The following is a 25,067-nucleotide window of genomic DNA, read 5'->3' as shown; positions in this document are numbered from 1 at the left end:
TTGTTATAGAAATTTTTCACCGCACTAGAGGTACAGATAATCTTATTTTTTATTCGGTGGTTTGAGCTTGTCTCGGACTCGGGTATTGTTTAATAAACAATCCAGCAGTGTAATAGAAACCGCTTGAACCACCATTAATACCTTAAAAAATGATAAATTTTTATAGGGGTGGAAGGGTACTTTCTATTCTATCAAATCTAAATTATTTTAAATATACGCAGGTATCGATGCGCTTGATGCTCTTGTTTACAACTTTAGTTTCTATGTTTAGTTTATCAGCTCAGACGCCCCGCAAGGACAGTGGGGCCGATGGGCTATCAATCAAGTATCTCAAAATAGGAGATACCATCCCTCAGGCCCTTTGGGATTTGAGACTTGATGTCGTAGGACACCCGGCAGGAGCAAAGCAGATGACCCTGCGTGATTATAGTAGTAAAAAGTTAATCATCCTTGATTTCTGGGCCACTTGGTGCTCGAGCTGTATAGCTGCGTTTCCAGGTCTTTATAAGCTGCAGAACGATCTTGGTGATCAGATAAAAGTACTTTCAGTTACTTATCAGGACCGTTCTGCGATCGAAAAATTTATCAATAAAAGTGAATTTATCCAGTCGCAGGGGCTGAAAAATACATTTTCCTCTGTCGTAGGTGATAAGCTGTTGACTAAATATTTTGAGAAGAGTGGTATCCCATTCACAGTATGTATTGATAATAGGGGGGTAGTACGCTCTTTGTCGGAGCCCAGTGAGCTGAATGCTCCTGCGCTGCGGCAAATGATCCGGGATACTAATGCTGTACCGATAGCAGCCCAGGTCATTGAATTTAAGAGACCGCTGCTTGGCCCATATTATGATAATAAAATCCACAATTATTATTACAGTACACTTTTGCCTTACGGTAGGGGAATTTCCCAGGCCTCTGTGTTTAATGTGGATTCCCTGCAGGGTTATAAACAATTAGTCGTACCTAATCTCAATGTGTTTATGCAATATGCAGTCGCCCTTCAGCATGGCTCGAATTATAGGCCGGGTATAGCCAGGATCCCTTCCAGATGTATATTGGAAGTGAATGATCCAGATAGTATAGTCAATAAGCTGAGCACTATTCAGCATTTTTGGGAGTATACCTACGAGTCTGTGAGCCCGATCGCTTATGAGGATAAAACGATCTATAGGAAAATGGAGCGTGACCTTAATTTCTATTTGGGCATGACAGGATCGTATCAGAAGCGGAATGTAAACTGCCTGGTGATACGTGTTGCAGACCCTAGAAAGCTGATCATAAACAAGGAATCCACTCAATCTCCAAAAGTGATCTTAAACGGCCTGATGGAGAGTGATGGCACTGCAAACGGAAAATTTTTGCAAAAAGCGGAGAATGATTACAAGCAGGTAAAAAACGCCATTATAGGTATTGCGGTCAAGCATATCCCCAATCTTTTCAACCGAAGGAAGATTGCTACATTGCCGTTTATGATTGATGAGACGGGGCTCAGCGATCAGGTCAGTATCACATTGCCGGATAATATCAATGACCTGGAGCAATTAAAACAAGCATTTGCTGCCCGGGGAATGACTTTGTCGCTTGAAAACCGAGATCTGGTCATGCTGGTACTTAGAGAAGATGGATACCGGGGCGATGGCACTGTACTGCAACTGACAGAGCAGGGTTATGTCACAGTTCAGGGAAAGGAGGGGACACGATGAAAAGTTTTCTGCTCATAATAATCAGCTGTGTCTTTACCTGCTTAAAAACATTGGCGCAGGGAGAAGTCATCCGGATTCAAGATGCTGATACAAGATTACCGCTAGCTGCTGTGTCAATAAAAGACTGTGGCGGCAAGCTGCTGGGTGCTACAGATGCACAAGGGGAGCTGGCCTTAAAAGGAGAGGTCACCTGTCTTACTTTTCACAGGCTGGGCTATCTGCCCGATACACTTTCGTTGGAAATGTTGAAGCAACGTAATTGGCTTGTGTACCTAAATCCTAAAGTGAATGAGCTGGAAGAGGTACAGGTCTCAACGGGTTATCAGACCGTTCCAAAAGAGCGGGCAACAGGTGCTTTTGATGTGATCGGGCAGAAGGAACTCGATAGACAGATAGGCACGAATATCCTAGGTAGGCTCGATGGCTTAAGTAATGCGATATTATTTGAAAAGCGTGGCAATGCGCAGAATGATTTTATGGTCAGAGGGCTGAGTACCATTACAGCTGCGATCAAGGGACCGCTGATCGTGGTAGACAATTTCCCTTACGAAGGCGATATCAATGATATCAATCCAAATGACGTCGAAAATATTACTGTACTCAAAGATGCTGCAGCTACCTCTATCTGGGGAGCAAAAGCGGGGAATGGGGTAGTAGTCATTACGCTAAAAAAAGGAAAATTTAATGTACCGATACGCCTTTCTGTGACCAGCAATATATCCGTAGTCAGTAAAGAAGATCCGTACTATCGATCACAGGTTGACAATATGACCTATATCAATACGGAGCGTTTTTTATTCGATCAGGGCTATTACAACAATCTGCTCAATAACCGGAACAATTATCCGGTAATCAGTCCCGTCGTGGAGCTGCTAAATGATCACCGCAATGACCTCATAGATGATGCGTCTCTTAATGCGAAGCTTAATTCAATTGCTCAGGGTGATCTGCGCGGAGACATCTCAAGATACCTCCGTCAAAAAGGAATCAACCAGCAGTATAATATGCAGCTGAGTAGCGGAAACGAGAAGCTGGCATCCATATGGTCGCTGGGTTTTGATCAGGTACGAAGCAATATCGTAGGAAATGGTAATAGCCGTTTTACGCTGCGCACCGAGCAGACGTGGCGGCCGGTACCTCGACTGTTGCTGACCGGTGGCTTACAATTCAATGCGAATAATACCTCAGACAATGGAATTACTTCCGTTCGGATCGGAAGTGCTGGTGCAGCATATCCTTATACACGTCTTGTAGACACGGAGGGGAATCCAAACCGTGTGGAACAGAACTATAGAAGCCGGTTTCTGGATACATTGGGTGCAGGTAAACTCTTGGACTGGTCTTATTATCCATTGGTGGATCAGAAGCTTTTGGATAAAGTCAATAATTCAAATGTGCTCAAATTTGACTTTGCGGCACAATACGAATGGGGTAAAGGACTTCGCTCGGAGTTGCGGTATCAATATTTTACGTCAAATGGACTCGACCAGGACCGCATGGATCGGAATTCATTTTATGTACGGGACCTGGTCAATAAATACACGCAATTGAAGGGCAACTTACCCGAACGTCCCATTCCACTGGGAGATATCATGGATCGAACTTCGAGCCGGCAATATGGCCACAATGTAAGGGCACAGCTTTCTTACGATAAGCAGGCTCGCCTCGGAGACATTAACATGCTGGTCGGTACAGAGATTAGGGATAATAGAGGACTTGGGAATACTTATCGGCAATATGGTTATGACCCGGATCTTGAAATATCCCAGCCTGTTGATTATGGGACCATTTATGATTATTATGCAGGGCTGGGAAGGGGGCGGATATGGTATAATTTCAATAATGAACGTAATGTCGACCGTTTTGTATCTGCCTATTTTAACGGTTCGTATAATCTATTAAAGAAATATACAATTTCTGCAAGTGCCCGCCGGGATGCGTCCAACTTATTTGGGGTGAATACCAATAATAGATGGAAACCGCTCTGGTCAGTCGGTGGTCTTTGGAATATTGAGCGGGAAAGTTTTTATAGCTGGACATGGATGCCGCGCCTTTCTCTGCGGGTTACCTATGGAAAAAGCGGAAATGTCAATAATACCATTCCTGCTCAGACGACTATAACATACAGTTCCAGCGCGAGCTCATTAGGTGGGTTTACCAATGCTTATGTAAATAATCCTCCCAATCCTGATCTGCGTTGGGAAAACGTGAGCCAACTAAATAGCGCATTGGATTTTGCGGCTTTCAAGAATCGTATAACAGGATCGTTTTCTTATTTCAGAAAAAATGCAACAGATTTAATTGCTATTGTAAATGTGGACCCGACCCTAGGTGTCGATCTGCTCTATAGAAACGCGGCGAGTTTGCGAACACAGGGCTGGGAACTCCAGCTCAATTCCCTGAATATTGATGCGGCTCTGAAGTGGCGAACAAGCCTTTTGCTTTCATCTAATAAAACAAAGATCACCAAGTATAGCTATAAATCGAATGTGATCGCCAATTTGGTGGCTTCGGGACAAAACCTGTCGCCAATAGAAGGATACTCAGCTTATAATCTCGTCAGTTACCGCTTTATGGGGCTCACTTCGGATACTGGCAGCCCACAATTTAGCGTGGACGGTGAGCCTTATATGAACTATGCGAATCTAAAATCAAAGGTAACGCTCGAAGACCTTGTATTTCATGGTCCGGCAGTGCCGGAGCAGTTTGGCAACCTAAGGAACATTTTTACTTATGGGGCTTGGGAGCTAGGTGTAAACATTGCATATCGCTTCAACTATTTTTTCAGAAGGGAATCGGTCAACTATTCGTCTCTATCATCCAATACGCCGTTGCATAGTGATTATTACAAACGCTGGCAACAGGCGGGTGATGAGGTAACGACCAACGTGCCTGCATTTATCTATCCATTGAATTCGAATAGGGATCAGTTTTACACCAATTCAGATATCCTGGTCGAAAAGGGAGATAACATTTCGCTTCAAGATGTAAGTTTGAGTTATTCGATTCCTGCCAAGTCGACTTATTTCAAACGTATTTCACTGCAGGCCTATGCCCGTAATCTTGGTATTATCTGGAAAGCAACAAAGACCGACCTGGATCCCAATGGCATCACGGTACGCATTCCAGCACAATTTTCCTTAGGTGTTAACGCTCAATTTTAAAATTATGAACAGATTTTTAACTCGGCTCATCTTAGGCTGCATGTTGGTAGCTACGGCTGGATGTAATAAATTTTTGGAGGAGAAATCCAAGAGCTCTTTGGCAATTCCCAAAACGGTCAAAGACTTGCAGGCTCTAATGGACTATGAACTGTATACCATTCGTAGTTTTCCCGTTGGGATAGATGTGGCCGCTGATTATTATTTCATGAATGATAACGATGTGAAAAGCCTAGGGAGCGAGCTCAGCGACATATACTTATTGAACAATAAAGAGACGAAACTTTCTGACTGGTCTGAAAGTTATAAAAAGATTATGTATGCCAATATTGTCCTGGACAATATTGACAGGGCCGCGCTTGATGGATTAACGGTTGCAGATAAAAACTTGACAAAAGGAACGGCATTGTTTCATCGCAGCTGGAATTTCTTTTGGCTTGTACAGCAGTTTTCACCTGCTTATGATGGTGGTACAGCAAATTTTGAACTAGGGATACCACTCCGTAATACATCCGATATCAATGTCAGTTTCCAGCGGGCCACCTTAGAACAAACATTTGTACAGATCATCAGCGATCTGAAAGAAGCAATTTCGTTGCTTCCCGATCTGCCAATCAAAAAAACAAGACCTTCCAAGGCTGCTGCCTATGCCCTTTTGGCAAGGACACTGCTCTATATGGGGAATTTGGATGAAGCTTTAAAGTACGCGACGCTTTGCCTACAGATCCAACCTGATCTGATCGACTATAATCTCATCCCGTCGAATGCTGCGACACCTTTTGAACTCATGAATAGCGAAGTGATCTTCCACTGTAGCCTGGCCGCTTCAGACAAAATATTTGGTGGAACAAAATCGTATGTTGACACGCTATTGTTTAACAGCTACCATGCGGATGATTTAAGGAAAGCACTATTCTATAAACAGAATACAAATGGATACTATAATTTCAAGGGAAGCTATGGCGGACCAACAGGAACGGCTGAGTTTGCCGGCCTGGCCACGGATGAGATTTATCTGATAAAAGCGGAATGTGAAGCGAGATCAAATAAGTTGCTTGATGCAAACAATACCATGACGGAATTATTGAAAGTACGCTTTGAATCAGGTAAGCTACCTATTATACCCAAAGATAAATCTGGACTGACCAATTTTATATTGGGTGAACGTCAAAAAGAACTGGCTTTTCGATTTGGGATCAGATGGGCTGATATTAAGCGATTGAATATGCTTTATGATGCTGGCATAAGCATAAAACGGGTTGTCGATGGAAAAGAGTATGTGCTAGAGCCGAATGATAAACGTTTTGCCATGTGGATTCCGCCAACGATTATTGTCGAAGGCGATCTGCTGCAAAATCCATAGTAAGAGGAGAGGGCATTTTGCCCTCTCTTTTCTTAATCGCCCTTATTCACCTCGATAAAATACATGTGATGTCGGCACACCACTGTTGATTTCAGCTTCCAATTGTGGAGTCATCTGTGGTTTGCCAGCATTATTTTCAGCTTTGATGCCACAAAAAACATTATCCTCCGGACATAAATCTGCGATATCGCCCGAATACGATTGATAGTTGTTGGGATCAGTCAAGTCTCCTGTAGGATCAATAACTTCCCATGATTGTTCAGCAGCACTAGCTGCTTTTTTACTCATTTCATTGGCGTGTCCAACATAGACACCCATTCCTAAGATTGCTCCCAAAATTGGAACAAATAATTTTACTCTTTTCATGTTGATAATATTTTAATGTTTATAAATACAGATCATTGGTTTCTAATTGTTCCAAATCTTGTCCCGGTGACTTGCCCTAGGTTATGCTTAATATATATCTGAATTGTCGCAATCCCGAGCGAAGATCTGGATCAGTTATTGACCAGTGTCCTGTTGGTCGAACTCCCGTCAGAGTTCACTATGCATAGTTTTTTTAATCTCCTTTTTAATTTATACTCCATCAAAAATGCTGGAGCGCCTAGTAATGTAATGCCCAGATTAAAAAAGAAATGCTGCTTCCAGCTCATCTTTTCAAATACTTTACCGCAGGCACAGGGAACATAACCATAGATTTCAATGAAAGCTAAATATGCATAAACTGTATATGCTGTCATCAGCAAAATAGCAAGTCCCAATCCCCAAAATCTTAATTTGGGAATACATAACAATGCTACTGTTCCCAGTTCTAGCATGGGCAATAGATAGCCTAAAATAGCTGTCGACCAGTCAGGAAGAGGTTGTCTATTTAGCTGACTTACAAAAACCGAATGACTAAACACTTTACCTAGCCCAGTCACGAAAAACAGTAAGATCAACATCACTAATGCAAATAGGATGTAGACTTCCATAAATGTTTCCAATTTATTTCTTCGGACATTCTTTAGTGCGCTAGTTTCTGCCACAATCCCATCGTTTTGATTATATTTTTCGTGTTGTTTCATCTTTTGTTCAATCTCTTACTACCTTTTATTAGGCTAAATTACAATGATAAAAGGCCGAGTGTTAAGCAGAAAACAAGCTGTCGATTGGTAGATAATAGGATTGGTTAGGAGGGCGGTTCTTGAAGATCATTTTTAGACGATCGGTCATTTCCCGCATTTTCCTGCTGTTGCTTGAAGGTCAGTGGAGTAAGTCCTGTCTGGTTTTTGATAAATTTATGAAGCTCATTGATACTGCTGAAGCCACATTCCTCAGCAGTGGTAGCTAATTTTTCATTGCCCGCGATAATGGAAGCAATATAATTCAGGAGCAACTGATTGCGGTAGTCATGAAATGTGTAAGCATACTGTTTTTTATGTTCTTCGTTGATACGATCTCTGGACTTTAAAAGCACTGCGGCAACATCCGATAACCTGACTTTAGCCCCTTGATGCAAAATCATAATCTGTAATAAATTACGTGCCTGGTCAATCAGTCTTCCTTGGTTATCCGTCAGTAATTTAAACCGGCTCAGCTGAATCAAAAAGATCAGGTGCTTTAAGAGCATATATTCATTATCAAGAATATGGGGATTGATTTTGCTAAAAAGTAATTGCAATTGGCGCTTGGTCACTTCGCCTACACGAAATGTAACACTTTTATCTGATCGGAGGGACTGCTCTTTCTTGGCATTGACCAGTTGCTGCAAAAAATTAAAATGCCGGTTGGCGGGTGGTCTAAAGAGTCCAGCATCTAATATAAAACCGACTAAGATATGATGACCTTGTGGTATGATAAGCCTGTATTCGCCTTTGGCCAGATAAAGGTAAGCACCCCGCCCTTCTATAAAATCCATCACAAAATTATGTATCTCGTGGCACTGTCTAATCGGCGAGCTGCTTTGTAGCGAATAGGTAAGATGTAGGTCGCCCAGTGTAGTGTACACTGGGATAATTTCTTCTTTTTCCATCCAGAATTCATAGTAATAGAGATAGCCATAGCGACCGTCAAAGGTCTGCTCGCTAATGCAATTGTCGGGCGATATCCAATGCCGCTCCTGAGCATTGCGAATGGGGTAGCTCAAGTCATATTTTGGCAGCTCTGCGAGCTGATATTCCTCGGGAAGGGTAAAGTCATAACTTCTTTCCATAAGATGATAGGTTTTAATATGTTTTTTCTTAACTATTTGGTTTACTGTGGGTAATGGTCTAAATTATAGATTCTAATAAAAACAGGAAATAACACCAAAAAAAACTGTGTATAGGATTGGGCAGCTGTTGAAACGACTCTGAGATACGATGAAATTTAACGGTTAGCCAAATTTAGCGTTCACAGGTTCGCAGCACCTATGCATCCAAAAATGATCCTTAACTCTTGCATTTCTGCCAAATTAGCCAAGTGATCACCTCGCTTTCCTGGCCCGAAAGCAAAGTGACCAAACAGGGCAAGTTTGGTGCTGAGTATGGATAAAAAAGATGTAATAGATATGGAAGATCTTTTTATGAAAATGCAGCTTTTGGCTGATCAGGCGCTATATACATTTTCCAATTCGGAAACAGTAAAGCTCATGATCGAATCTGCGGAAGAAAAATGTAGTTTATACTACCTATAATGCTTCGGCAATAAACCACTGGGTGATCCGGACACCCTTTTTTTGATAACCAATTTATTTGAACAACCATGAACTTAATATTTCAACATCAGAGGCCAGCCCCAGATTGGACAAACGATGAATTATACCTCGGTACCGATAGATGGTACCGAAGCCTCAAAAGTATTTCTGTTTTATACCGCTGGGCGCTGATCCATAGCAATGATGATCTGATCAGACTACTGCGGATGCGGCAAAGTTGGTTGGCACAGCAGCAGTATCGAGCAGATGACAATTTATTGGATCAGCTGATCAGTTCATGGCCGCTGCTCGATCGGCAGCCCCGTATCTGGGCCTGCATGCATATTGGTCCTTATGCAATGATTGCCAGAGCATTGATGATACTGGGCCGAAAGCTGGCCATACTGCTCCGTGAAGATGTCTTTGAAGAACAGGGACAGTTCTATCGGCAGCAATACAAACTGTCCTTTGGTCGTGAAGCTGTTGAAGCTGAACTTATGTTTATTAAAGCTGATCGCGGCAATCCATTGTTAAAACTCCGGGAGGCTCTTTTTAAGGGCTATGATGTAATCATCTTCATTGACGGGCAGCTGCATTTTGGTGAGCCAGGTAGGGGATGGGCCAGGATAAAACTGCATACGATTGATTTGCTGCTACGCGAAGGAGCTGCTGCTTTGGCCAATTGGACGGGTACTGCCATTAGACCACTTATAGTGACTACGATCGCCGGACAAATCAAACTGCGAATTACCGAAGATTTTTGTGTGAAAAGTAAGGCAGATTATTCTGTAGTTATGCAATCTATCGTTGAATTGCTGCGGGACTTAGACGCGGAGGAACTGCTTCAGTGGGAGTGCCTACCAACAATTTTTGAAGGACAGGCTGATCCAGCCGATAAGAAACTCGGCGAGGCTGTCTGGCTACCATTTCTAGTTGGCGGTACAGGGATGCTCTTTGATATAGCCACTGGTGATTCGGTGGGTATCGGAGCAAAGCAATTTGAAATAGCCTTCCGGAAATTTAAAAAAATTGGGGTCATTCCTTAATGTCCCAGTCTTGTTACAGTTTTGTGAAAATCTCTTTTAATTTATAAATTGTCTTTTTAAACAATTTTAATCTGTTTAAATTAAGATTTGTTTTACTTGTAACCTAAACCAATGATGACCAAGGGCAATATTCTTAAACCGTTACCTTATCGTATTCATGCTATTTGCTGGACAATTTACTTTATCTGGATCAGCACTGTGAATGTCTACAAATATGGATGGGGACATCTGCCAGTCATGTTTCCCTTGGGGCTAGTCATGTTGATTATTAGCTATCTCAACCGGGTTTGGCTAAGACGGATGCTTTTTAGGAGGTTTTCGACAGGTGCCATATTTACCCTGCTCAGTTATTTTTTGCTTACGGCGCTGGCTGTATTTTTATTGCTTTATCAGTTCCCAACGGAATTGAGCAGACGGATACTAAAGAATCCCCAGCTTTTCAGGTCAGTTGATTTTGTCATTGATGTGCTGACCTTTTATATTTCATTTGCGCTTAAAGGACTGATCATCGTGGCCATCGAAGTCGGGTATAATTTGACATTGGGCTTATTCCGGCATTTGGGCTTGTTGAGGGGACAATCGGCAGAAAGTCGAAAAACGCAGCTCTTTCGCGACTGGACTGTCCATTTTATGGGCAATCTGACGCAGAGCTTCACCCGGCTGGCAAGGAAAAGAAGTGCTGCATTGATTCGAATCGATCTGTTTTTTGGTATACAGGCCTATGCTATGCGTAAGCTGAATTTTGGGAACAGCATGCTTGGGAAGCTGGAAGATGAGCTTTTTTACCTCCAACAGCTCATGCGTTTGTATGACGAGCGAGGGATTGAGCTGATTACCGATATTAGGGAATTGAATAAACAGATTATTCCCATTATGCTTCTGAGCCTGTATAAAAATATGATCAAACATGGTGATTTTAGTGATCTTTCACAGTTGGGTATTATTCGCGTGTTTAGCGATACAGATAAGGTATTAATTAGTTGCAGGAATAAAGTGGCCGTTGAATCGGCATGGATCTTTGAGGATGGTGGGACAGGATTGGAAAAATTGATGCAATTGCTTCGTCTCGAATATGGTGAGGCATTTTCGTTGATCCAAAAAACGAATGAAGGCATATTTTATTTGAATCTGGAAATAAATTTTTAAACATGGATACGATAAAGAAAATATTAAAACAGGAAGGGCGGATGCGGAAAATCCGTGTCGCCATTGTAGACGATGACCCTGACATTGTCGCAGAATTAAAAAGGTACGTAGATCTAACGGATGGCGTCGAATGTGCCTATGCAACGACCAACCCGAAAGAAGCACTGGTGGCCTTGCGACGTCTCAAATTGGATATCTTATTTCTGGACATTGAGATGCCTATCGTGAATGGTCTAGATGTGTTGGGCCAGTTGGAAAGTTTGCAGCGTATCAATCCGGGAATTGCCAATCTGCAGGTCATCGTCTGTAGCACCAATAGAGAGGTGGGCGATAAAATGTTCCATTATGGGGTGACCGATTACTTTCTTAAACCTTTTGAACAGGAGCGCTATTATAAAGCGATGGCCAAGGCAAAAGATAAAATCCAGGGTCGTGGACTGAATGACCTGGACGAGGAAAATAAGTGTTTTTTTTATGGTACTCGGGGGATGGAAAAACAACGGCTCAATTATGATGAAATCATCTATATCGAGGCTAAAAATGACCAGACCCGGATCTGGATCGAAGAGAAAACCTATATCGAAGTCAACGAAAGTTTTGGGGATATGGTTTTGTGCTTACCTAAGGCCAGTTTTGCGCAGGTGCATAGGAGTTTCGCAGTGTCGCTCAAACATATTACGGCCATTACGACCCAGCTAGTGATCCTGTCAGGGATAGAAATAAGAAGAGGTGAAAGAGGGAAGTATACATATTTTGATCAGTGGATCGAACAGAATACGATCACAGGCAAGCTCAACAGACATGGGATCGTCCGTGATAGGGCAGACAATTAAAAAATAGAAAGCTGAAAATAATTAACGGATTAAAAACTGATTTATGAGGATTATTTTAAATAAAACCAGAAATAGCATCCGCAGGGGGAATGATGGAGCTATTTTATTTGCGTTGCATATACTCTATAAGCAGCTGCATAACATGAAGCATAACGAGATCGAAGCAGAGGACACGGAAGCGGTCTGGTGGGATGCTGCCCATGTGCAGGATTATGTGGGTGTCAGTGAACGGACATTGTATCGCTATCAACATAAGGGGATGCTAGGAACTGTAAGGAAGCACAATGGAAAACGTCTTTTTCTCGCCACTGCGGTCGAACGTTTTAAACGTGCTTACTGGAACCTGTGAGTAACCCATAAAATTGAGATTATAGCCTTAGGGGTCTTTCGTTTTTGAAGGACCTTTTTTTATTTTTCCTTGGATCAATACCTGACCAATACCTATCCATCATCTGCCTTTTACCTACGCTTGTTTTGCTATTCCTTCGGTATTGTTCGGGTGAGTCATTACTGTTGTTGGTGTTAGACCCGAAGCCTCCTCTTGTTACAACGATGGCTGGCTGGTGGACCGGCAGGAATTAGACTGGTGTTGGTCAGGTCATGCTGTGACTTAGGCAGTAGTTTCTGGATGCCCTGCCATACTCCTGCTAATCTGCCGAAGTCCTCCTGCCAATACTCTGTCAACCTGATTTGGCTGGTATGTTTTTGATTTTTAAGTTTTTACGTTTGTGTTGTCAGGCTTAAATACCGGTATGTCTTAGCCTTTGACTATGGTTAAATTTTAAAAAAAAGAAAAAAATGGGAACAATTGTAAATGGAATAAATGGGGGAATAAGTGGTAAAACCGGTTCCGTGATAGGGTCAAGTTGGAAGAGTATCAACTACCTCAAAGGTCTCTACAAAAAGAGCAACAAACCAGCTACCGAAGAGCAGCTGATCACGCAGGCCAGATTCAAGCTGGTGATGCGATTTTTATTACCGATCACCTCTTATTTACAGGTGGGATTCGGTCAGAAAAAAGCCGATCGGCTGACGCCACTCAATGCGGCATTTCAGTTTAATCTGCCACTGGTAATCCAGGGCACTTATCCAAGTTTTACGCTGGATTACAGTAAAATGCGTATTGCAGATGGTGCTTTCTATCTGGGGCCGCCGCGAGCTCCGGTCTATGCCGATGAAGAGCTGACGGTAAGCTGGGATATGACTAACAATGATATCTATAAGACTGCCGATGATGACGGTGTCTACATCATCTGTTATCATCCGGATCAGGATGAATTTTTGGCACCGGCTTCGGTTCCGACACGCAGTGCGGGAACAGTCACCTTTGGTGTGCCGACACATCTGCTTGGAGGGGAGGTACATATGTGGATATTTATGGCTGACCGCAAGAAAAAGCGGGTATCCAAAAGCAGTTATTTAGGGCTGATACAGCTCAGCTAGGTTTTAATGTTGGAATGCCGTCCATTATGGACGGTATTCCATTCATATCAAAATATATCATGAAGAAAAATAGAAAAAATAAAAAAACACCTGCACAGCTGGCACAACAAAAACGATTTGCACTGGCAGTCAGTTTTTTGAGGCCATTGAAAGATATCATTGACCAAGGCTTCAGATTTGTGGCCAAACGTAAGAAACGGTTTGTCTATCCATTTAATCTTGCCATGTCACAGGTCCTGAAGGTGGCGATTTCCGACCAGGCAGGTGTACCTAGTCTGGATCCGCAGAAAGCTTGGCTCAGCGATGGTAATCTACCGGGGCTGCTGGTCTTGGATGTGACGATAGAAGGGAGTAGGATACGTGTATCCTATACTAGCTTTGCTTCCTTTTGTGCTTGGGACGACCATGTTAGGCTCATCGCTTATCAGGTAAAGGAAGGTGTGGCGATACGAAGTCAGTCCCTCGCTTTGCGGAGTGAAAAGCAAGTCTCCCTTGACATACCTGAATCCCTTATCGGGAAAGAACTCCTGCTGTATATTCTCTGCAACGAAAGAGATGGTTTAAAGTATGCGCGTAGTCAGTATTTGGGTACCTATCAGATTAATTAAATTTTTATAGTATAAAAAATGAAAACATTACAAAAACAACTGGTCACTGGTATCGAGGATATTTATTGGCCTTTAACAAGTAGGCAGCTGCTGGGGATTGTCCTCGTCTGTCTTTGCATATTATTTATTTCTGCAGGGCTTGTACTGCAAGCCATAGACCCTACAGCGGGCGTATTGGATATTGGCATATTATCCGTGCTGTTATTTGGCTTTCTGGCTGGATTGCTCGCAATTTACTGCTGTTACTGGTTGCAAGAGATTCTTTGGCAGCCTTTTAAATTCTTTAGGCAAGACCTTAGTTATCACTTTAATCAATTGACATCATGGCAACAATGTATTCTTTATTTTTCGGTGTTCTTTTTGTCGCTGTTCTCTTTTTTGGCGGTTTTGGCCATTCTGCTGTAGAGCGAGAAATAGCAGAAGTTCAGCCCAGGTCTATGGCTATGGGGGCCAGACCTGGACATGAGGATCGCATGATCGCTCTGCGCGATTGTATTGTAGCTGTTGCGGCACAGGAGATCGGTGTCCAGGAAGCGACGGGTAGAAACGATGGTACGAAGGTGGAAGAATATCTGGCCTATACAGGTCTTGACAAAGGGCATTCCTGGTGTGCGGCTTTTGCCTCCTGGTGTTACGGCCAGGCGGGACTGTCCGCTCCGCGCAATGCCTGGAGCCCGGCACTCTTTCCACTAGCCCGGCGGTATACCGGGCAGCAGATACGGGAGGGGAGTATCCAACCCGCGGATCTCTTTGGGATCTATAATCAGGATTTCAGGCGCATTGACCATGTGGGCATCGTCCAGAAAGTGCAGGGACACTGGATACTGACCGTGGAGGGAAATGTTGCAAATCAAGTGTTATCAAAACGGCGTTCTGTATTAACTATTTATGCTTTTTCAAACTGGCTGGACTGAGGGAAGTGGGTATGACAAAGTATTTGAAATATGTTTGGATAATCATGGCTGCTCTGTATGTTCTTGGTTCCTGTAAACTTTACCAGCAGAAAAATAGGGAAGAGCTGAAGTCTTCATGTGTGCTCGTACAAAAGGAGGAGCTGGCCCAGCGATGGTATTCCCTGCAGCGTGATAGTCTCTCCCGTTCTTGGTATTTCTGGACGGACAGCAGCTTCCGTTTTCACCCGGATAGTGGACTGATCGGTCAAAGAGGGAGACTTTTTATGCAGGAATCAAAGTCAAATAGGATGACAAATAAGAGCCTTTCAACCAATGTCAATGCGCTTAGCGCGCAAAAGGCACAAAAATCAACAACCGATAAACGCCGATCAATGTCCACTCCAGATCTTTGGTTCATTGGTTTACTAGTGATCTTACTTTGTATGGGCTGGAAATTTCGAAAATTTTTCAAAACCTTCCTGCCCTGAAAATGGTTGTTCAATTACCACAGGCAGGTTAGATTATTGTATTTTTTATAGGCTAGGCGTTGATTGCCTAGCCTATTTTATTCTTTTGATAAACGGTCGATTTCGTCGTAAAATTGTTGGTCCCACATGAATTCCATATTGAATTTCCCTTCTGAGGTTAAATGGATAGTGGCCTTATTCCATTTATTGACTCCATCTTCAGTGCTGATCTGGTGAAGCTCAAGGATATCAAATGTTAACTGGAAATCGAACTCATCAACATTAATCTGTTTTTTCTCCTTATTGGCATTCATATACTCGCCGATAAAGCTGACCATAGTACCAATGGTTTCAATGTTTAGCTCCGCATAAGCCCATTCTTCTCCGATAACAGCTTTTATATTATCAGCAATAGCTTGGTATATTTCGTCGGTTGTTTTCATCTCATTAATAATTTGGAGCCTTTTTTTCTAATATAAATGTAGTGATTTTTTGCAGGATTACTTATACCTATTGTTGTATATTTGACAAGTATATTTTACAAAATGTAATAATTATTTGTCTTTATGTAAGATATGTTTTACATTTGCTTATGTAAACTTAAGACATATTTTATGAAAACAATTCCTTTATTGCCTAAGTATTTCCGATGGATCGGCCTACTTTTTGTCATTGCCAGTCTAGCCCTTTATGTTAACGATGCGCTGCGGGATCGTTCGACTAACGGCGGATTGTTTGTAGAAACTTTTGTTTTTATCGACGACACCCCCGGAAATCCACCCGCTTTATTTCAGCTAAAGGAAGTAGATCTATTATTGACTTTGATTTTGGTGACTTTGCTAATCGGTCTGTCCTGTATAGCATTTTGTAAAAGGAAGACTGAAGACGAAATGATCAATTCTATACGGCTATATAGCTGGTCCTGGTCTGTTATTTTAATGATCGTTTTTGGTGTCATTGTGACCATCTTTGTCTACGGAATGACCTTTGTGACATTTGCATTTTTCTTCGGGCATTTATTGTTGTTAACATATATTGGTATTTTTAACCTTAATATATGGAAGATGAACAGGAGGATCGTACATGAAGAATAAGATCAGGATACATCGGTTGATGAAAAATTATTCGCAAGCGCAGTTGGCGGACTTGGTCGGTGTCAGCAGACAGACCATCAATGCATTGGAGGCGGAAAAATATATACCATCTACTGTGCTATCGCTCAAGATATCGCGTGTGCTCCAGCAGCCTATTGAGCTGCTGTTTGAACTGGAGGATAAAGATTAGAGGCGCTAGGGAATAGCTATAAAAAACGCTTGAACCGGGGAGATTCAAGCGTTTTAAACTAACCAATTATAAACCTAAATTATGAGTCTAAAGTAATACACTTTCTGTGCCAGACTAAACCGAATGACAAAACTACTGTGATTATTTTTACCCCAATCTTCTTGCGCTGAAAATGGTTATTCAATTACCTTAAGCATTAGATTTATTGTATTTTTTATAGGCTAGGTGTTGATTCCCTAGCCTATTTTAATGTTATATACGTTCATTGGCAGATACCTCTTGTTGCGAGATACAGTAAAGGTTTCTGCATAAGATACTTTCTCCAAATACGCTTGATTTCATCTCTTTGGATGACAGATAAGTTGCTCTTGCCTATGTGGATAAAGGGCTATAAAGCTAACGCGCTGAACTATTTATTTTTAACACAACGAATTCTAACAGCCTCACTAGGGGCTGATGCGCTCGGCCTAAATGTCAGCGGCTTGATCTCATAACTACCTAAAGTAGTCCGTTTGTCGTCACTATAAGGCTGCTCAAAGGCTAGGTATTTTTTTCCAGCAAGCAGATAGGCACTTTGGGTAGTTGGCGCAAAACGATACATCCCAGCAGAGATAAAGTAGAAAGACCGGAAATATAAATACTTATCCATTTCGGGTTTTTCAGGCTGATAGTCAATGCCAAAAAACAAGCCTGTCTTCAGATAACTATTATTTCCTGTATCATATTTTGCATGATATATTTTAGTATTACTGGACATTAAGCTAACGATTTGCTCACTGGTAGGAAGTCGCCATGAATTTAATGGTTTTACCAATGCACAGGGATCTTGATTTGCTACTGCAAGTGGCTCTTGTGCATAGGATCCGTTTACACGATACATGCGCATACCTTTGACGCTGTCGTCAAAATCCATATACCAAAAAGCCTCCGTCTGATCGGCTGGTGATGGCGACCAAGTATAGTAAATGCTCTCATCGCTGGGAGGAGCGAATTGGTAGATCCCGTCTCTGTAAATTAGATCTCCTATACTCCAATTCGTACCGGCCACTGTTATAGAGGGATCAGTTGGTGCCTTGAGGTTAATCTCCAAAGTGTACTTTACCCCAGGTCGTAAATTCCAGCCGTCTTGTACCACATCTTTTGGGGTGCTTCCATTGACGGATACATTACTTAGTTTGACTGAGCCACTTACCGTTGCCGCGGATGCAATAAATGTTGAATCTGAATAAATAACCTTGCCGCTCTTGTTTTGAAATACAAGTGGTACAGACTCTAACGCTCCATGATAAGAGAGGGTTCTATCGGCAAGCGAGACATCAATAGATCCTTTGGCATGTGAAGGGCTTATAGCTCCTCCTCCAATACTAATTTCGCCAACCGCCGAAGCGTCCAACTTCAACGTAACTTGCGTAAAAAGATGGGCTAATGTTGCATTAAGTTCATTCTGACCATCCTTTACCTCAAAAGGAATCTGATCGATCATCAGATCCTGATCTGCGCTCAACTGTTCAAATTTCGCTGCGTTCAATTTAGCCCCCGAATTTAAGTAGGGTAACGGGGCATTTGTACCAGAAGCATAGATGATGAAGGTATATTTACCGTTGTCTATTGTAAAATCCCTTACGCCTTCTCCCTGTTTAAATGATTTTGTCTCTAGGTATTCACCTAAAGCATCAAAAATCGCGACATAATAAGAAGTGCCTTCTTTTAGCGCTTTCTGTTCACTTGTTGCACGTACTGCCGATTTGTTATTAGAAGCTTTGGAATAGGAGGCTTGTGCTCCTACTTCTCTTAGCGTAGCGACTAGTGTGTATTGGTCATTATAAGCGATTTCTTTTGACTGCGACACGTCGGCTGTACGTCGTCCCGTTACAGCGATTTTGCTCTTGTCATCCGGCAAAGAAAATGTCTGTCCGATATTTAACCGTACAGTGGAACCATTTACATTGCTGATATCGGAGCGCTCTTTACTACAGGCATTGATAAGTATAACCAAAACAAATAAAAGGCTACTATAGCTATACCTTATGTTACTTTTCATATTCTTACTTTTCTTAAAAAAAATCTTAAATTCTGCTATTTTATATGCCGTTTAAACGAATTGCAGCCGTCTCCATTACCGCTTCACTGTTTCATTAATGGGAGGACCTTGGTATTGGATAGGCTCAATTTTCTACAAAGTGCTACCAGTCCAATTCTTTTGTCTGCGTTTCGGTTTCCCAGGATTCTGTGAGTGCTGGCTGTACTGAACCTGTCGAAATACTATACTCTAAAGCAAGCTGTTGAACCTGGATGCTTGGTGCTTCATAAACAGGTGTATTACAGCCAAGGATCAAGTTGTTTTCGTTCTTTTGCATTGAAACTTGAAAATGTCCTTATAAAAACCAATATTTGAAGAGCCAAACGTTGAGCTTTAGTTAAATTATTTTGACTGATTCACTATTGCCTTTGACTGCTTTAAAAAAGCAAAAAAGGAATTTTGCCAGATACTGCTCAACTCGTAACCTGAGATAGCGATATAAACGTTTAATAACCTTTGATTGACTGATTGATGAAACCTGAACAAAATGAGGACTTCTACCTTGAAGTACAAAAATATTGGAAGTCTGTTGTCCACAAAGCAGCAGTAATCGATCCCCTGCGACTCCATCAGCAGCTCGAAATCTATAGGCGGCTATTCAATATCTTTCAGGCCGGTGATTATTATTTTTTGCTATTTGATATCTATCACGGGACCATTGCTGAAGCCAGCGCCGAAATGATGACGGTATTGGGCTTTGATCCGCAGGTGATCAACATGGCTTTTTTTATGGATCACATACATCCACAGGATATGCCTTATTTTCTGACTTTCGAACGTCAGGTTACTGACTTTTTCAATCAGATCCCGGTAGATAAAATCTGTCATTACAAGGTACAATATGATTTAAGGGTCCGGAAAGAGGATGGTCATTATGCCCGTTTATTAATTCAGTATGTGGTAGTCAATCATGAAGAACGAAACATTTATCATAGCTTGCATGTGCATACCGATATTACGCATATCCAAAAAAATAGTCATCCCAATTTTTCGATTATCGGCCTGCATGGTGAACCGTCTTTTTACAATATTCAGGACGGGACCATTACTTTTGCCCAAAAGTTACTTTTTACCGATCGGGAAAGGGAAATTCTAAAAGCCATTGTCGAGGGGCTGAATAGCAATGAGATTGCAAAGCTCCTGTGCTTAAGCATCCATACCATTAATTCTCACCGTAAAAATATTTTGGCAAAGGCGGCTGTCAAAACACCACTACAACTGATCAAAAAATCCATTGAGGAAGGCTGGATTTAGTTTCCATAAAATATCACTAGGACTAGCTATTTTCTTGTGCCATTGCATTTGGTAAATTTATAGGACCTGATAGATCGTTTGTGATCTTGGGGGTATTAGCCATGTATAAATTGTGTCAAGCATATTAAAACCAGTGTTATGAAAACAATTTCAATAATTCCTTCATTTGGAGACAAAGGACAACATGTAGAGGCTGTCCAGATCAAACTGACCGAATTAGGTTACAGTTTGGGTAATATTGATGGGGCCTATGGAAACCAGACCAAAAATGCCATCAGATCCTTTCGGGATGCGCATAATTTGGACGGAAATGGGCAACTAGACGCCGCAGTATTGAAGCTGCTTGGCCTCACGGTGGAAAAGGAGCTCAGTGATGATCCCTTTGTCGCGATCCCAAGCTTAGTGGACCGGACGGGAATTTCAAAAACAAGGTGGGAGAATGGCAATAGGGGACAGGCTCCATATGGCTTTTACTATGGTATGGGATTGCTCTACGCAAATCTATACGAAGGGCTAAAAAAGGGAGATCGCGTAGCACTGGATATTTCAAAGCCCTTGGGGGATAAACGCGATAAAGACGCGCTCTTGCGTTTTAAGGAGTTGATCAGCAAGGAGACAGCAAATGAATTGGGCACGGCGGAGGATCGCCTACGTGGATTGTTTGTGATGCTTTTCGGTCTGGGGCTGATGGAAAGCAATGGAAAGCATTGTTGTGGCTGGGATCGCGGTAAGCTCACAGGAAGGGGCGATCCGACAAAGATAAAGGTGCCGACAGCTGAAAACTCGGAGGCAGGACTCTTTCAGACCAGTTATGATATTCTGGAAGCTGTTTCGGCATCCGGCCGGAAACTCATGCTGGAAATTTTTGGTAAATATCAATTGTCGCAGGATGGTACCATCGCGCTGTTTGCTAAAGGTGCGCATTGTAGTCTGCAGGATGCGGAAAACTACGGCGAAGGGGAGGGTAAGGTGTTTCAGTACTTGTCCAAAACTAGTCCGGCCTTTTCGGTCGAGTTTACTGCGGTAGGATTGCGTAGTGCTGCCCGACATTGGAACCCGATCAGAAATGTCGGCGATCACGAAGATGGTCTACAGATCAAAAAGGAATGTGATGACCTGTTAAAGGATATTCAAGCCTATGTGGATCAATACCTTGATGCTGAACCTCAAAATATGTGGGCATTGCCAACGTTAGGTACAACGCAAAGTGATCCGTTAAAACAGCAGGCATTGGCGTTAGCAAAAGAGATTGGACAAAAGCATCAATTGCAGGAGCTATTTGACTTTGATCCAAAAAGCAAGGCCAACTATTGGGCGATTGTGGATTACAATAAACCGCGCACCGAAAAACGATTGTTTATTTTTGATCTTCAAAATAAGGAAGTAAAAAGCTATATGGTGTCACATGCTAAAAATTCGGGTGACCTATATGCGACTGAATTTTCGAATGAAATTGGCTCCAATAAATCCTGTCTGGGGATTTTTAAGACAGGAAAAACGTATATCAGCGATAAAAATGGCCGTTCGCTCTATCTGGATGGATTGCAGGAAACCAATAGCCATACGCGTGAACGATATATTGTGTTGCATCCCGGCGAGTATGTGACCGATAAAAATGCGGGGCGGTCGCTGGGCTGTTTTGTGGTAAGTCCAGTTTACGTCAGAGAGGTAATTGATCACTTGCAAGGTGGATCGTATCTGCTGGCCTGGCGCTCTTGATCGGCGGGGTGGGCAACCCTTACGTTGTTATAACTTCCACTGTTCAGGTAACAGTGGAAGTTATTTTTGTAGCAGTTGATAAAAGCCGATTTGCGATCTGCTTATTTGGCTGGGATTTCTTTTTTGACCTTTCCGAAATTATAGGAAATCCCAAAGAAATGGCCAAAAGTGAATTTGTCGTTTGTGGGTACAGTACCGCTCGTGCCTAGATCATAGCCAACTGAACCGTCGGTTTTGTAATCGCCCATGATGCTGGAAGTCCGGCCCATACTCAGACCGCCCTGAAGGATAATGCGCTCTTCCTTACCTAAAATAACACCTATGCCGGTCAAAAGCTGAAATTTTTGATTGGTTGTAAATAGAGCCCCCAGACTCAATGTTGGACGCACCCAATCCGCACTGCGCAGGGAAAGATTGACCGTTGACCCAAAGCCAAAATCATAATCTCCTTTTTTCTTATCCCAGATAGTTTGATTTGCGCCTGTTCCTCTGATCTCGTACTCTTTGTCCATTAATGAGGAAATAAACACACCCGCGCTGACGTCAATTTTGACGCCACCTTTTACCCAGATGTTGTAGGTATATTTATCCAGGGAGGGGGTCGCTTTATTACGGGCATAACGTTCTACCGTCACTTCGACGGCATCGATATTTTTGCCGTTGATATCCACGGGCAGCAGGTAGTTGTGAAGTTTTAGCTGCTGCATTTCGTTTACCTTTTCTTTGATCTTGTCCGAAACGGGCTGGATATTTTTAAGCGTTTCTGCATAGATTTTCTTGGTTTCGTCAAACTGGTTGGCTTCATTGCCGATTTCTTGGCTGCTGTTGATCACGGATGCAAAGGCGGTCAAAAAATCGCTTCTCTTAGTTGAAAAGTCACTTGCATCAAGAAAATCTTCGGCAGCGATCTTCCCTATATATTTGTTCAGCTCCAGATCCAGATCATTGAACTTTTGGCTAAGTATGGTGATTGCTGTTTTAATATTTTCGATATCATCGCTTTCTTTTTTTGCCGTGCCAAGCCGTGTTGTACCTAAAAAATTATTGAATTTAACGGTATTGACAAAATTGGTGGAATAAGTTGAACGCGATGTATAATTAGCTCCCAATTGTTTTTTTAATTTATCGCGATCGGCGATCAGGGTATTAATTTCATGCTGCTTTTGCATGATCTGCATATCTATAATAAGATTTTTGTTTTGCGCGTCTTTACTTTTCGGATTGGCTGACCTTTGCTCTTCAAGCGCTTTGACTTCATTGTTTATGCTGTCTATCTCCGCGTCCGCATCCTTGATTTTCTGATCAGTGGCGGCGGCCTCCTTGTCCGTTGGAGGAATCGGGACAGCCTTGCCACTGAGGATTTTTCCGATACTGTCCAATGGATTGGGGCCGCTGTTTTCAAAGAGATTGACCAATCTATGGTTGATCACATAGGTATACTTGTAGGGATTTGCGTTTATCAGTTTGAAGGCTAAGGGCTCACGGCTTCGTATATCCAGTCTGGTGGAATTGTCACTGCTCGTAAGCGAATTTCGGGAAGGACTACCCAAGTCCAATGTGAAAACTTTTGTGGCAACTTGGCCCAGGACAGGGGCGGTAAAGCTCAGTGCCAATGCGATTAATAGGAGTTGTCTTTTCATATGGATCCGTTTATTATGGTTAACATCATTTCATTGGATTAATGACAATTGATATCAATAACTCCAAGTGCCATCTGCTGGCATATGGTATGGCGTAGTATCGTATCGGCTAATTAGCCTCAAGATAATATAAAATTGGATGATGGTCAATCACTAGAACTAGTGATTTTTATAAAATGCAGCCTCCTCTTTTACACCTTTCATTTAATCGTAATAATTTAAAAAGAATTGAATTTATCCAAAAACAACTGGTCTGATCATTAACAATAAGACCGCTGCAGGGGATCGTCCAGAAAATAGAGGGCAACTGCTGTATATAATGCAAAGACAGCAGCAGCAACAGTGGAATCGTGATAGTTTGTCTCGGTACTGGTATTTTTGGACAGCCAGCAATTTTCGATTTCATCCGGATAGTGGACTGATCGGTCAAAGAGGGAGACTTTTTATGCAGGAAGCAAAGTCAGATAGGATGGCAAACAAGCGCCTTTCAACCCATGTCAATGCGCTTAGCGCACAAAAGTCAACAACCGGTAAACGCCGATCAATGTCCACTCCAGATCTTTGGTTCATTGGTTTACTAGTGATCTTACTTTGTATGTGCTGGAAATTTCGAGAATTTTTCAAAACCTTCCTGCCCTGAAAATGGTTGTTTAATGACCATAGGCAGGTTAGATTATTGTATTTTTTATAGGCTAGGTATTGATTGCCTAGCCTATACGAGTTTTGATAAACTCGTACATGACATTATTTACTCTTCTTCTCCGGTGGGATACAAGATAGGACCAATAATTCCTCTCTTTCTGAAATTTTCTTCATTTCTTAGAAAGTGATTTTTACTTACAGTATTCAGATAGTTTTCAATGGGCTCCAGACCAACAGATTGCCTTCTCTGGTTTATATTGCTTAGATCTTCAACGTCTGCAACAAAAGCCTGGCATGAATCTGTACGATAGGATACCTGTGTCCCGTAAAGCTGCTTTTTGCCGGCACGGATCCTTATCCTGTCGACAAGATAGGCGTAATAGGTAGAATGGGCATTTTTCTTTTTTACCTGCGTTTCCATCTTTTCTAAAACCTGTTGTTGAAACTCAGGCCATTTGTCGCAATGCTGCACAATAAGCCAAAAGCTTTTACTGCCCTCTTCACCCACAAGATCAAAGCCTGGGAACCCATACTGATCAAAAATTATCTTCGCTTCATGGTAATTTACAGTCGCTATACTATCAATAAGTGCCATATGTGGCTTGCTTGCCGGTTTTATACTTTTCGGCGGATGTTGCATGGTTTCCTGATCACGCTCCGCCATATGTTTTAATTTATCTGAAAGAACTGAGTCAATTTGTGCATTACATAAAAATGTAATAAATAACTGAAATACGATAAATAAAATATTTTTTTTCATTGCAGTTTGATTAATGCTGGAAAACTTCCAATCGAACTTAGTTAATTTAATAATCCTATAATGAATAAATTTATTAGTGTCATGAATTTTTCTATTCCTGAAATAGTTTTACTTTCATTGTTTCAGGTCTATATTAGCGACGGACAATGCTTTATGGATCAGTAAAGCGGGAAGCCACTATACAAATGAGTAAACCTAAAAAGTTAAAGTTAGAGTCACTTAACGACAATCCGTTATTTGTTGAGATCACAAAAGAAGAGTTAAAGAGATTAAAAGGTGGTGTAAGTCTTCATGGAACAGCCACTCAAATTTACACTACCGGCGGAGAGGTTTCCGATTGGGGTGACGAAGATGCATAAAAAAATTGCT

The 25,067-nt window shown here is 42.0% G+C and carries 26 protein-coding genes; 18 read left to right on the top strand and 8 right to left on the bottom strand.

Annotated features, from left to right (window positions below; translation table 11 throughout):
* Positions 1–149: 149 nt before the first annotated feature.
* The 3 genes from ABFX33_RS06420 to ABFX33_RS06410 are packed head-to-tail and all read left to right on the top strand — an operon-like array spanning position 150 to position 6,227.
* A complete protein-coding gene (locus ABFX33_RS06420; protein WP_346084978.1) occupies positions 150–1,703 on the top strand; it encodes a TlpA family protein disulfide reductase in 1,554 nt (517 codons plus the stop codon).
* The gene (locus ABFX33_RS06415) at positions 1,700–4,867 is read left to right on the top strand and encodes a SusC/RagA family TonB-linked outer membrane protein (protein WP_346084976.1); all 3,168 of its coding nucleotides are present in this window, start codon (positions 1,700–1,702) and stop codon (positions 4,865–4,867) included. Before ABFX33_RS06420 ends, ABFX33_RS06415 begins: the two co-directional genes overlap by 4 nt.
* A gap of 4 nt (positions 4,868–4,871) precedes the next feature.
* Positions 4,872–6,227: a RagB/SusD family nutrient uptake outer membrane protein gene (locus tag ABFX33_RS06410; RefSeq protein ID WP_346084975.1), complete on the top strand. Its 1,356-nt coding sequence runs from the start codon at positions 4,872–4,874 to the stop codon at positions 6,225–6,227.
* 42 nt (positions 6,228–6,269) lie between these two features.
* Here the strand turns inward: ABFX33_RS06410 and ABFX33_RS06405 are convergent, their stop codons facing one another.
* From ABFX33_RS06405 to ABFX33_RS06395, 3 genes are all read right to left on the bottom strand, one after another.
* Entirely contained in the window at positions 6,270–6,593 is a 324-nt protein-coding gene (locus ABFX33_RS06405; RefSeq protein WP_346084973.1) for a hypothetical protein, read from the bottom strand.
* Between the two features lie 131 nt (positions 6,594–6,724).
* A complete protein-coding gene (locus ABFX33_RS06400) occupies positions 6,725–7,294 on the bottom strand; it encodes a MauE/DoxX family redox-associated membrane protein (protein WP_346084971.1) in 570 nt (189 codons plus the stop codon).
* 104 nt (positions 7,295–7,398) lie between these two features.
* The gene (locus ABFX33_RS06395) at positions 7,399–8,421 is read right to left on the bottom strand and encodes a helix-turn-helix domain-containing protein (RefSeq protein ID WP_346084970.1); all 1,023 of its coding nucleotides are present in this window, start codon (positions 8,419–8,421) and stop codon (positions 7,399–7,401) included.
* Between the two features lie 336 nt (positions 8,422–8,757).
* Here ABFX33_RS06395 and ABFX33_RS06390 point away from each other — a divergent pair, with 336 nt between their 5' ends.
* The 10 genes from ABFX33_RS06390 to ABFX33_RS06345 all read left to right on the top strand — a co-directional run bounded on the left by ABFX33_RS06390 (position 8,758) and on the right by ABFX33_RS06345 (position 15,340).
* Positions 8,758–8,883, top strand: a complete 126-nt coding sequence (locus ABFX33_RS06390) for a hypothetical protein (RefSeq protein ID WP_346084969.1) — start codon at positions 8,758–8,760, stop codon at positions 8,881–8,883.
* 68 nt (positions 8,884–8,951) lie between these two features.
* Positions 8,952–9,929 carry a hypothetical protein gene (locus ABFX33_RS06385; protein WP_346084968.1) on the top strand — a complete coding sequence of 326 codons (978 nt, stop codon included), beginning with the start codon at positions 8,952–8,954 and terminating at the stop codon, positions 9,927–9,929.
* A 111-nt stretch (positions 9,930–10,040) separates the two neighbouring features.
* A complete protein-coding gene (locus ABFX33_RS06380; protein ID WP_346084966.1) occupies positions 10,041–11,075 on the top strand; it encodes a hypothetical protein in 1,035 nt (344 codons plus the stop codon).
* A 2-nt stretch (positions 11,076–11,077) separates the two neighbouring features.
* Positions 11,078–11,908, top strand: coding sequence for a LytR/AlgR family response regulator transcription factor (locus ABFX33_RS06375; protein ID WP_346084964.1), 831 nt, complete (start codon positions 11,078–11,080; stop codon positions 11,906–11,908).
* A 43-nt stretch (positions 11,909–11,951) separates the two neighbouring features.
* Positions 11,952–12,257 (top strand): hypothetical protein, encoded by a 306-nt coding sequence (locus ABFX33_RS06370; RefSeq protein ID WP_346084962.1) that lies wholly within the window; start codon positions 11,952–11,954, stop codon positions 12,255–12,257.
* Positions 12,258–12,706: 449 nt separating this feature from the next.
* The gene (locus ABFX33_RS06365) at positions 12,707–13,351 is read left to right on the top strand and encodes a DUF6266 family protein (protein WP_346084960.1); all 645 of its coding nucleotides are present in this window, start codon (positions 12,707–12,709) and stop codon (positions 13,349–13,351) included.
* Between the two features lie 14 nt (positions 13,352–13,365).
* Entirely contained in the window at positions 13,366–13,959 is a 594-nt protein-coding gene (locus ABFX33_RS06360; RefSeq protein WP_428835641.1) for a DUF6266 family protein, read from the top strand.
* 18 nt (positions 13,960–13,977) lie between these two features.
* Complete coding sequence (locus ABFX33_RS06355) at positions 13,978–14,364, top strand: hypothetical protein (RefSeq protein ID WP_346084957.1); 387 nt, start codon at positions 13,978–13,980, stop codon at positions 14,362–14,364.
* Positions 14,283–14,873: a CHAP domain-containing protein gene (locus ABFX33_RS06350; RefSeq protein WP_346084955.1), complete on the top strand. Its 591-nt coding sequence runs from the start codon at positions 14,283–14,285 to the stop codon at positions 14,871–14,873. Before ABFX33_RS06355 ends, ABFX33_RS06350 begins: the two co-directional genes overlap by 82 nt.
* Positions 14,874–14,917: 44 nt before the next feature.
* Entirely contained in the window at positions 14,918–15,340 is a 423-nt protein-coding gene (locus ABFX33_RS06345; RefSeq protein ID WP_346084953.1) for a hypothetical protein, read from the top strand.
* Between the two features lie 77 nt (positions 15,341–15,417).
* Here ABFX33_RS06345 and ABFX33_RS06340 read toward each other — a convergent pair whose 3' ends face one another.
* On the bottom strand, positions 15,418–15,762 hold the full coding sequence (locus ABFX33_RS06340) for an immunity protein YezG family protein (protein ID WP_346084951.1): 345 nt from the start codon (positions 15,760–15,762) through the stop codon (positions 15,418–15,420).
* Positions 15,763–15,933: 171 nt separating this feature from the next.
* On the opposite strand from ABFX33_RS06340, the gene ABFX33_RS06335 reads away from it, so the two are divergent.
* Both ABFX33_RS06335 and ABFX33_RS06330 read left to right on the top strand, forming a co-directional pair.
* Complete coding sequence (locus ABFX33_RS06335) at positions 15,934–16,413, top strand: hypothetical protein (RefSeq protein ID WP_346084949.1); 480 nt, start codon at positions 15,934–15,936, stop codon at positions 16,411–16,413.
* Positions 16,403–16,603, top strand: coding sequence for a helix-turn-helix transcriptional regulator (locus ABFX33_RS06330; RefSeq protein ID WP_346084948.1), 201 nt, complete (start codon positions 16,403–16,405; stop codon positions 16,601–16,603). The genes ABFX33_RS06335 and ABFX33_RS06330 overlap by 11 nt, the downstream gene beginning before the upstream one ends.
* A gap of 409 nt (positions 16,604–17,012) precedes the next feature.
* Here ABFX33_RS06330 and ABFX33_RS06325 read toward each other — a convergent pair whose 3' ends face one another.
* Both ABFX33_RS06325 and ABFX33_RS06320 read right to left on the bottom strand, forming a co-directional pair.
* Entirely contained in the window at positions 17,013–18,644 is a 1,632-nt protein-coding gene (locus ABFX33_RS06325; protein WP_346084946.1) for a hypothetical protein, read from the bottom strand.
* Between the two features lie 142 nt (positions 18,645–18,786).
* Complete coding sequence (locus tag ABFX33_RS06320; RefSeq protein ID WP_346084945.1) at positions 18,787–18,960, bottom strand: hypothetical protein; 174 nt, start codon at positions 18,958–18,960, stop codon at positions 18,787–18,789.
* Between the two features lie 194 nt (positions 18,961–19,154).
* Here ABFX33_RS06320 and ABFX33_RS06315 point away from each other — a divergent pair, with 194 nt between their 5' ends.
* Together ABFX33_RS06315 and ABFX33_RS06310 are read left to right on the top strand one after the other, a co-directional pair.
* On the top strand, positions 19,155–19,937 hold the full coding sequence (locus ABFX33_RS06315) for a LuxR C-terminal-related transcriptional regulator (protein WP_346084944.1): 783 nt from the start codon (positions 19,155–19,157) through the stop codon (positions 19,935–19,937).
* A 138-nt stretch (positions 19,938–20,075) separates the two neighbouring features.
* Entirely contained in the window at positions 20,076–21,656 is a 1,581-nt protein-coding gene (locus ABFX33_RS06310; RefSeq protein WP_346084942.1) for a murein L,D-transpeptidase catalytic domain-containing protein, read from the top strand.
* Between the two features lie 101 nt (positions 21,657–21,757).
* Here the strand turns inward: ABFX33_RS06310 and ABFX33_RS06305 are convergent, their stop codons facing one another.
* On the bottom strand, positions 21,758–23,296 hold the full coding sequence (locus ABFX33_RS06305; protein WP_346084940.1) for a coiled-coil domain-containing protein: 1,539 nt from the start codon (positions 23,294–23,296) through the stop codon (positions 21,758–21,760).
* A gap of 748 nt (positions 23,297–24,044) precedes the next feature.
* The gene (locus tag ABFX33_RS06300) at positions 24,045–24,698 is read right to left on the bottom strand and encodes a DUF6624 domain-containing protein (RefSeq protein WP_346084939.1); all 654 of its coding nucleotides are present in this window, start codon (positions 24,696–24,698) and stop codon (positions 24,045–24,047) included.
* Between the two features lie 185 nt (positions 24,699–24,883).
* Here ABFX33_RS06300 and ABFX33_RS06295 point away from each other — a divergent pair, with 185 nt between their 5' ends.
* Positions 24,884–25,057: a hypothetical protein gene (locus tag ABFX33_RS06295; protein ID WP_257088448.1), complete on the top strand. Its 174-nt coding sequence runs from the start codon at positions 24,884–24,886 to the stop codon at positions 25,055–25,057.
* The last annotated feature ends 10 nt before the right edge of the window (positions 25,058–25,067 follow it).

The organism is Sphingobacterium ginsenosidimutans, from assembly GCF_039536865.1.
Lineage (GTDB): Bacteria > Bacteroidota > Bacteroidia > Sphingobacteriales > Sphingobacteriaceae > Sphingobacterium > Sphingobacterium detergens.
The sequence above is the reverse complement of the archived record's forward strand: the minus strand, read 5'-3'. Positions and strand labels throughout refer to the sequence as shown.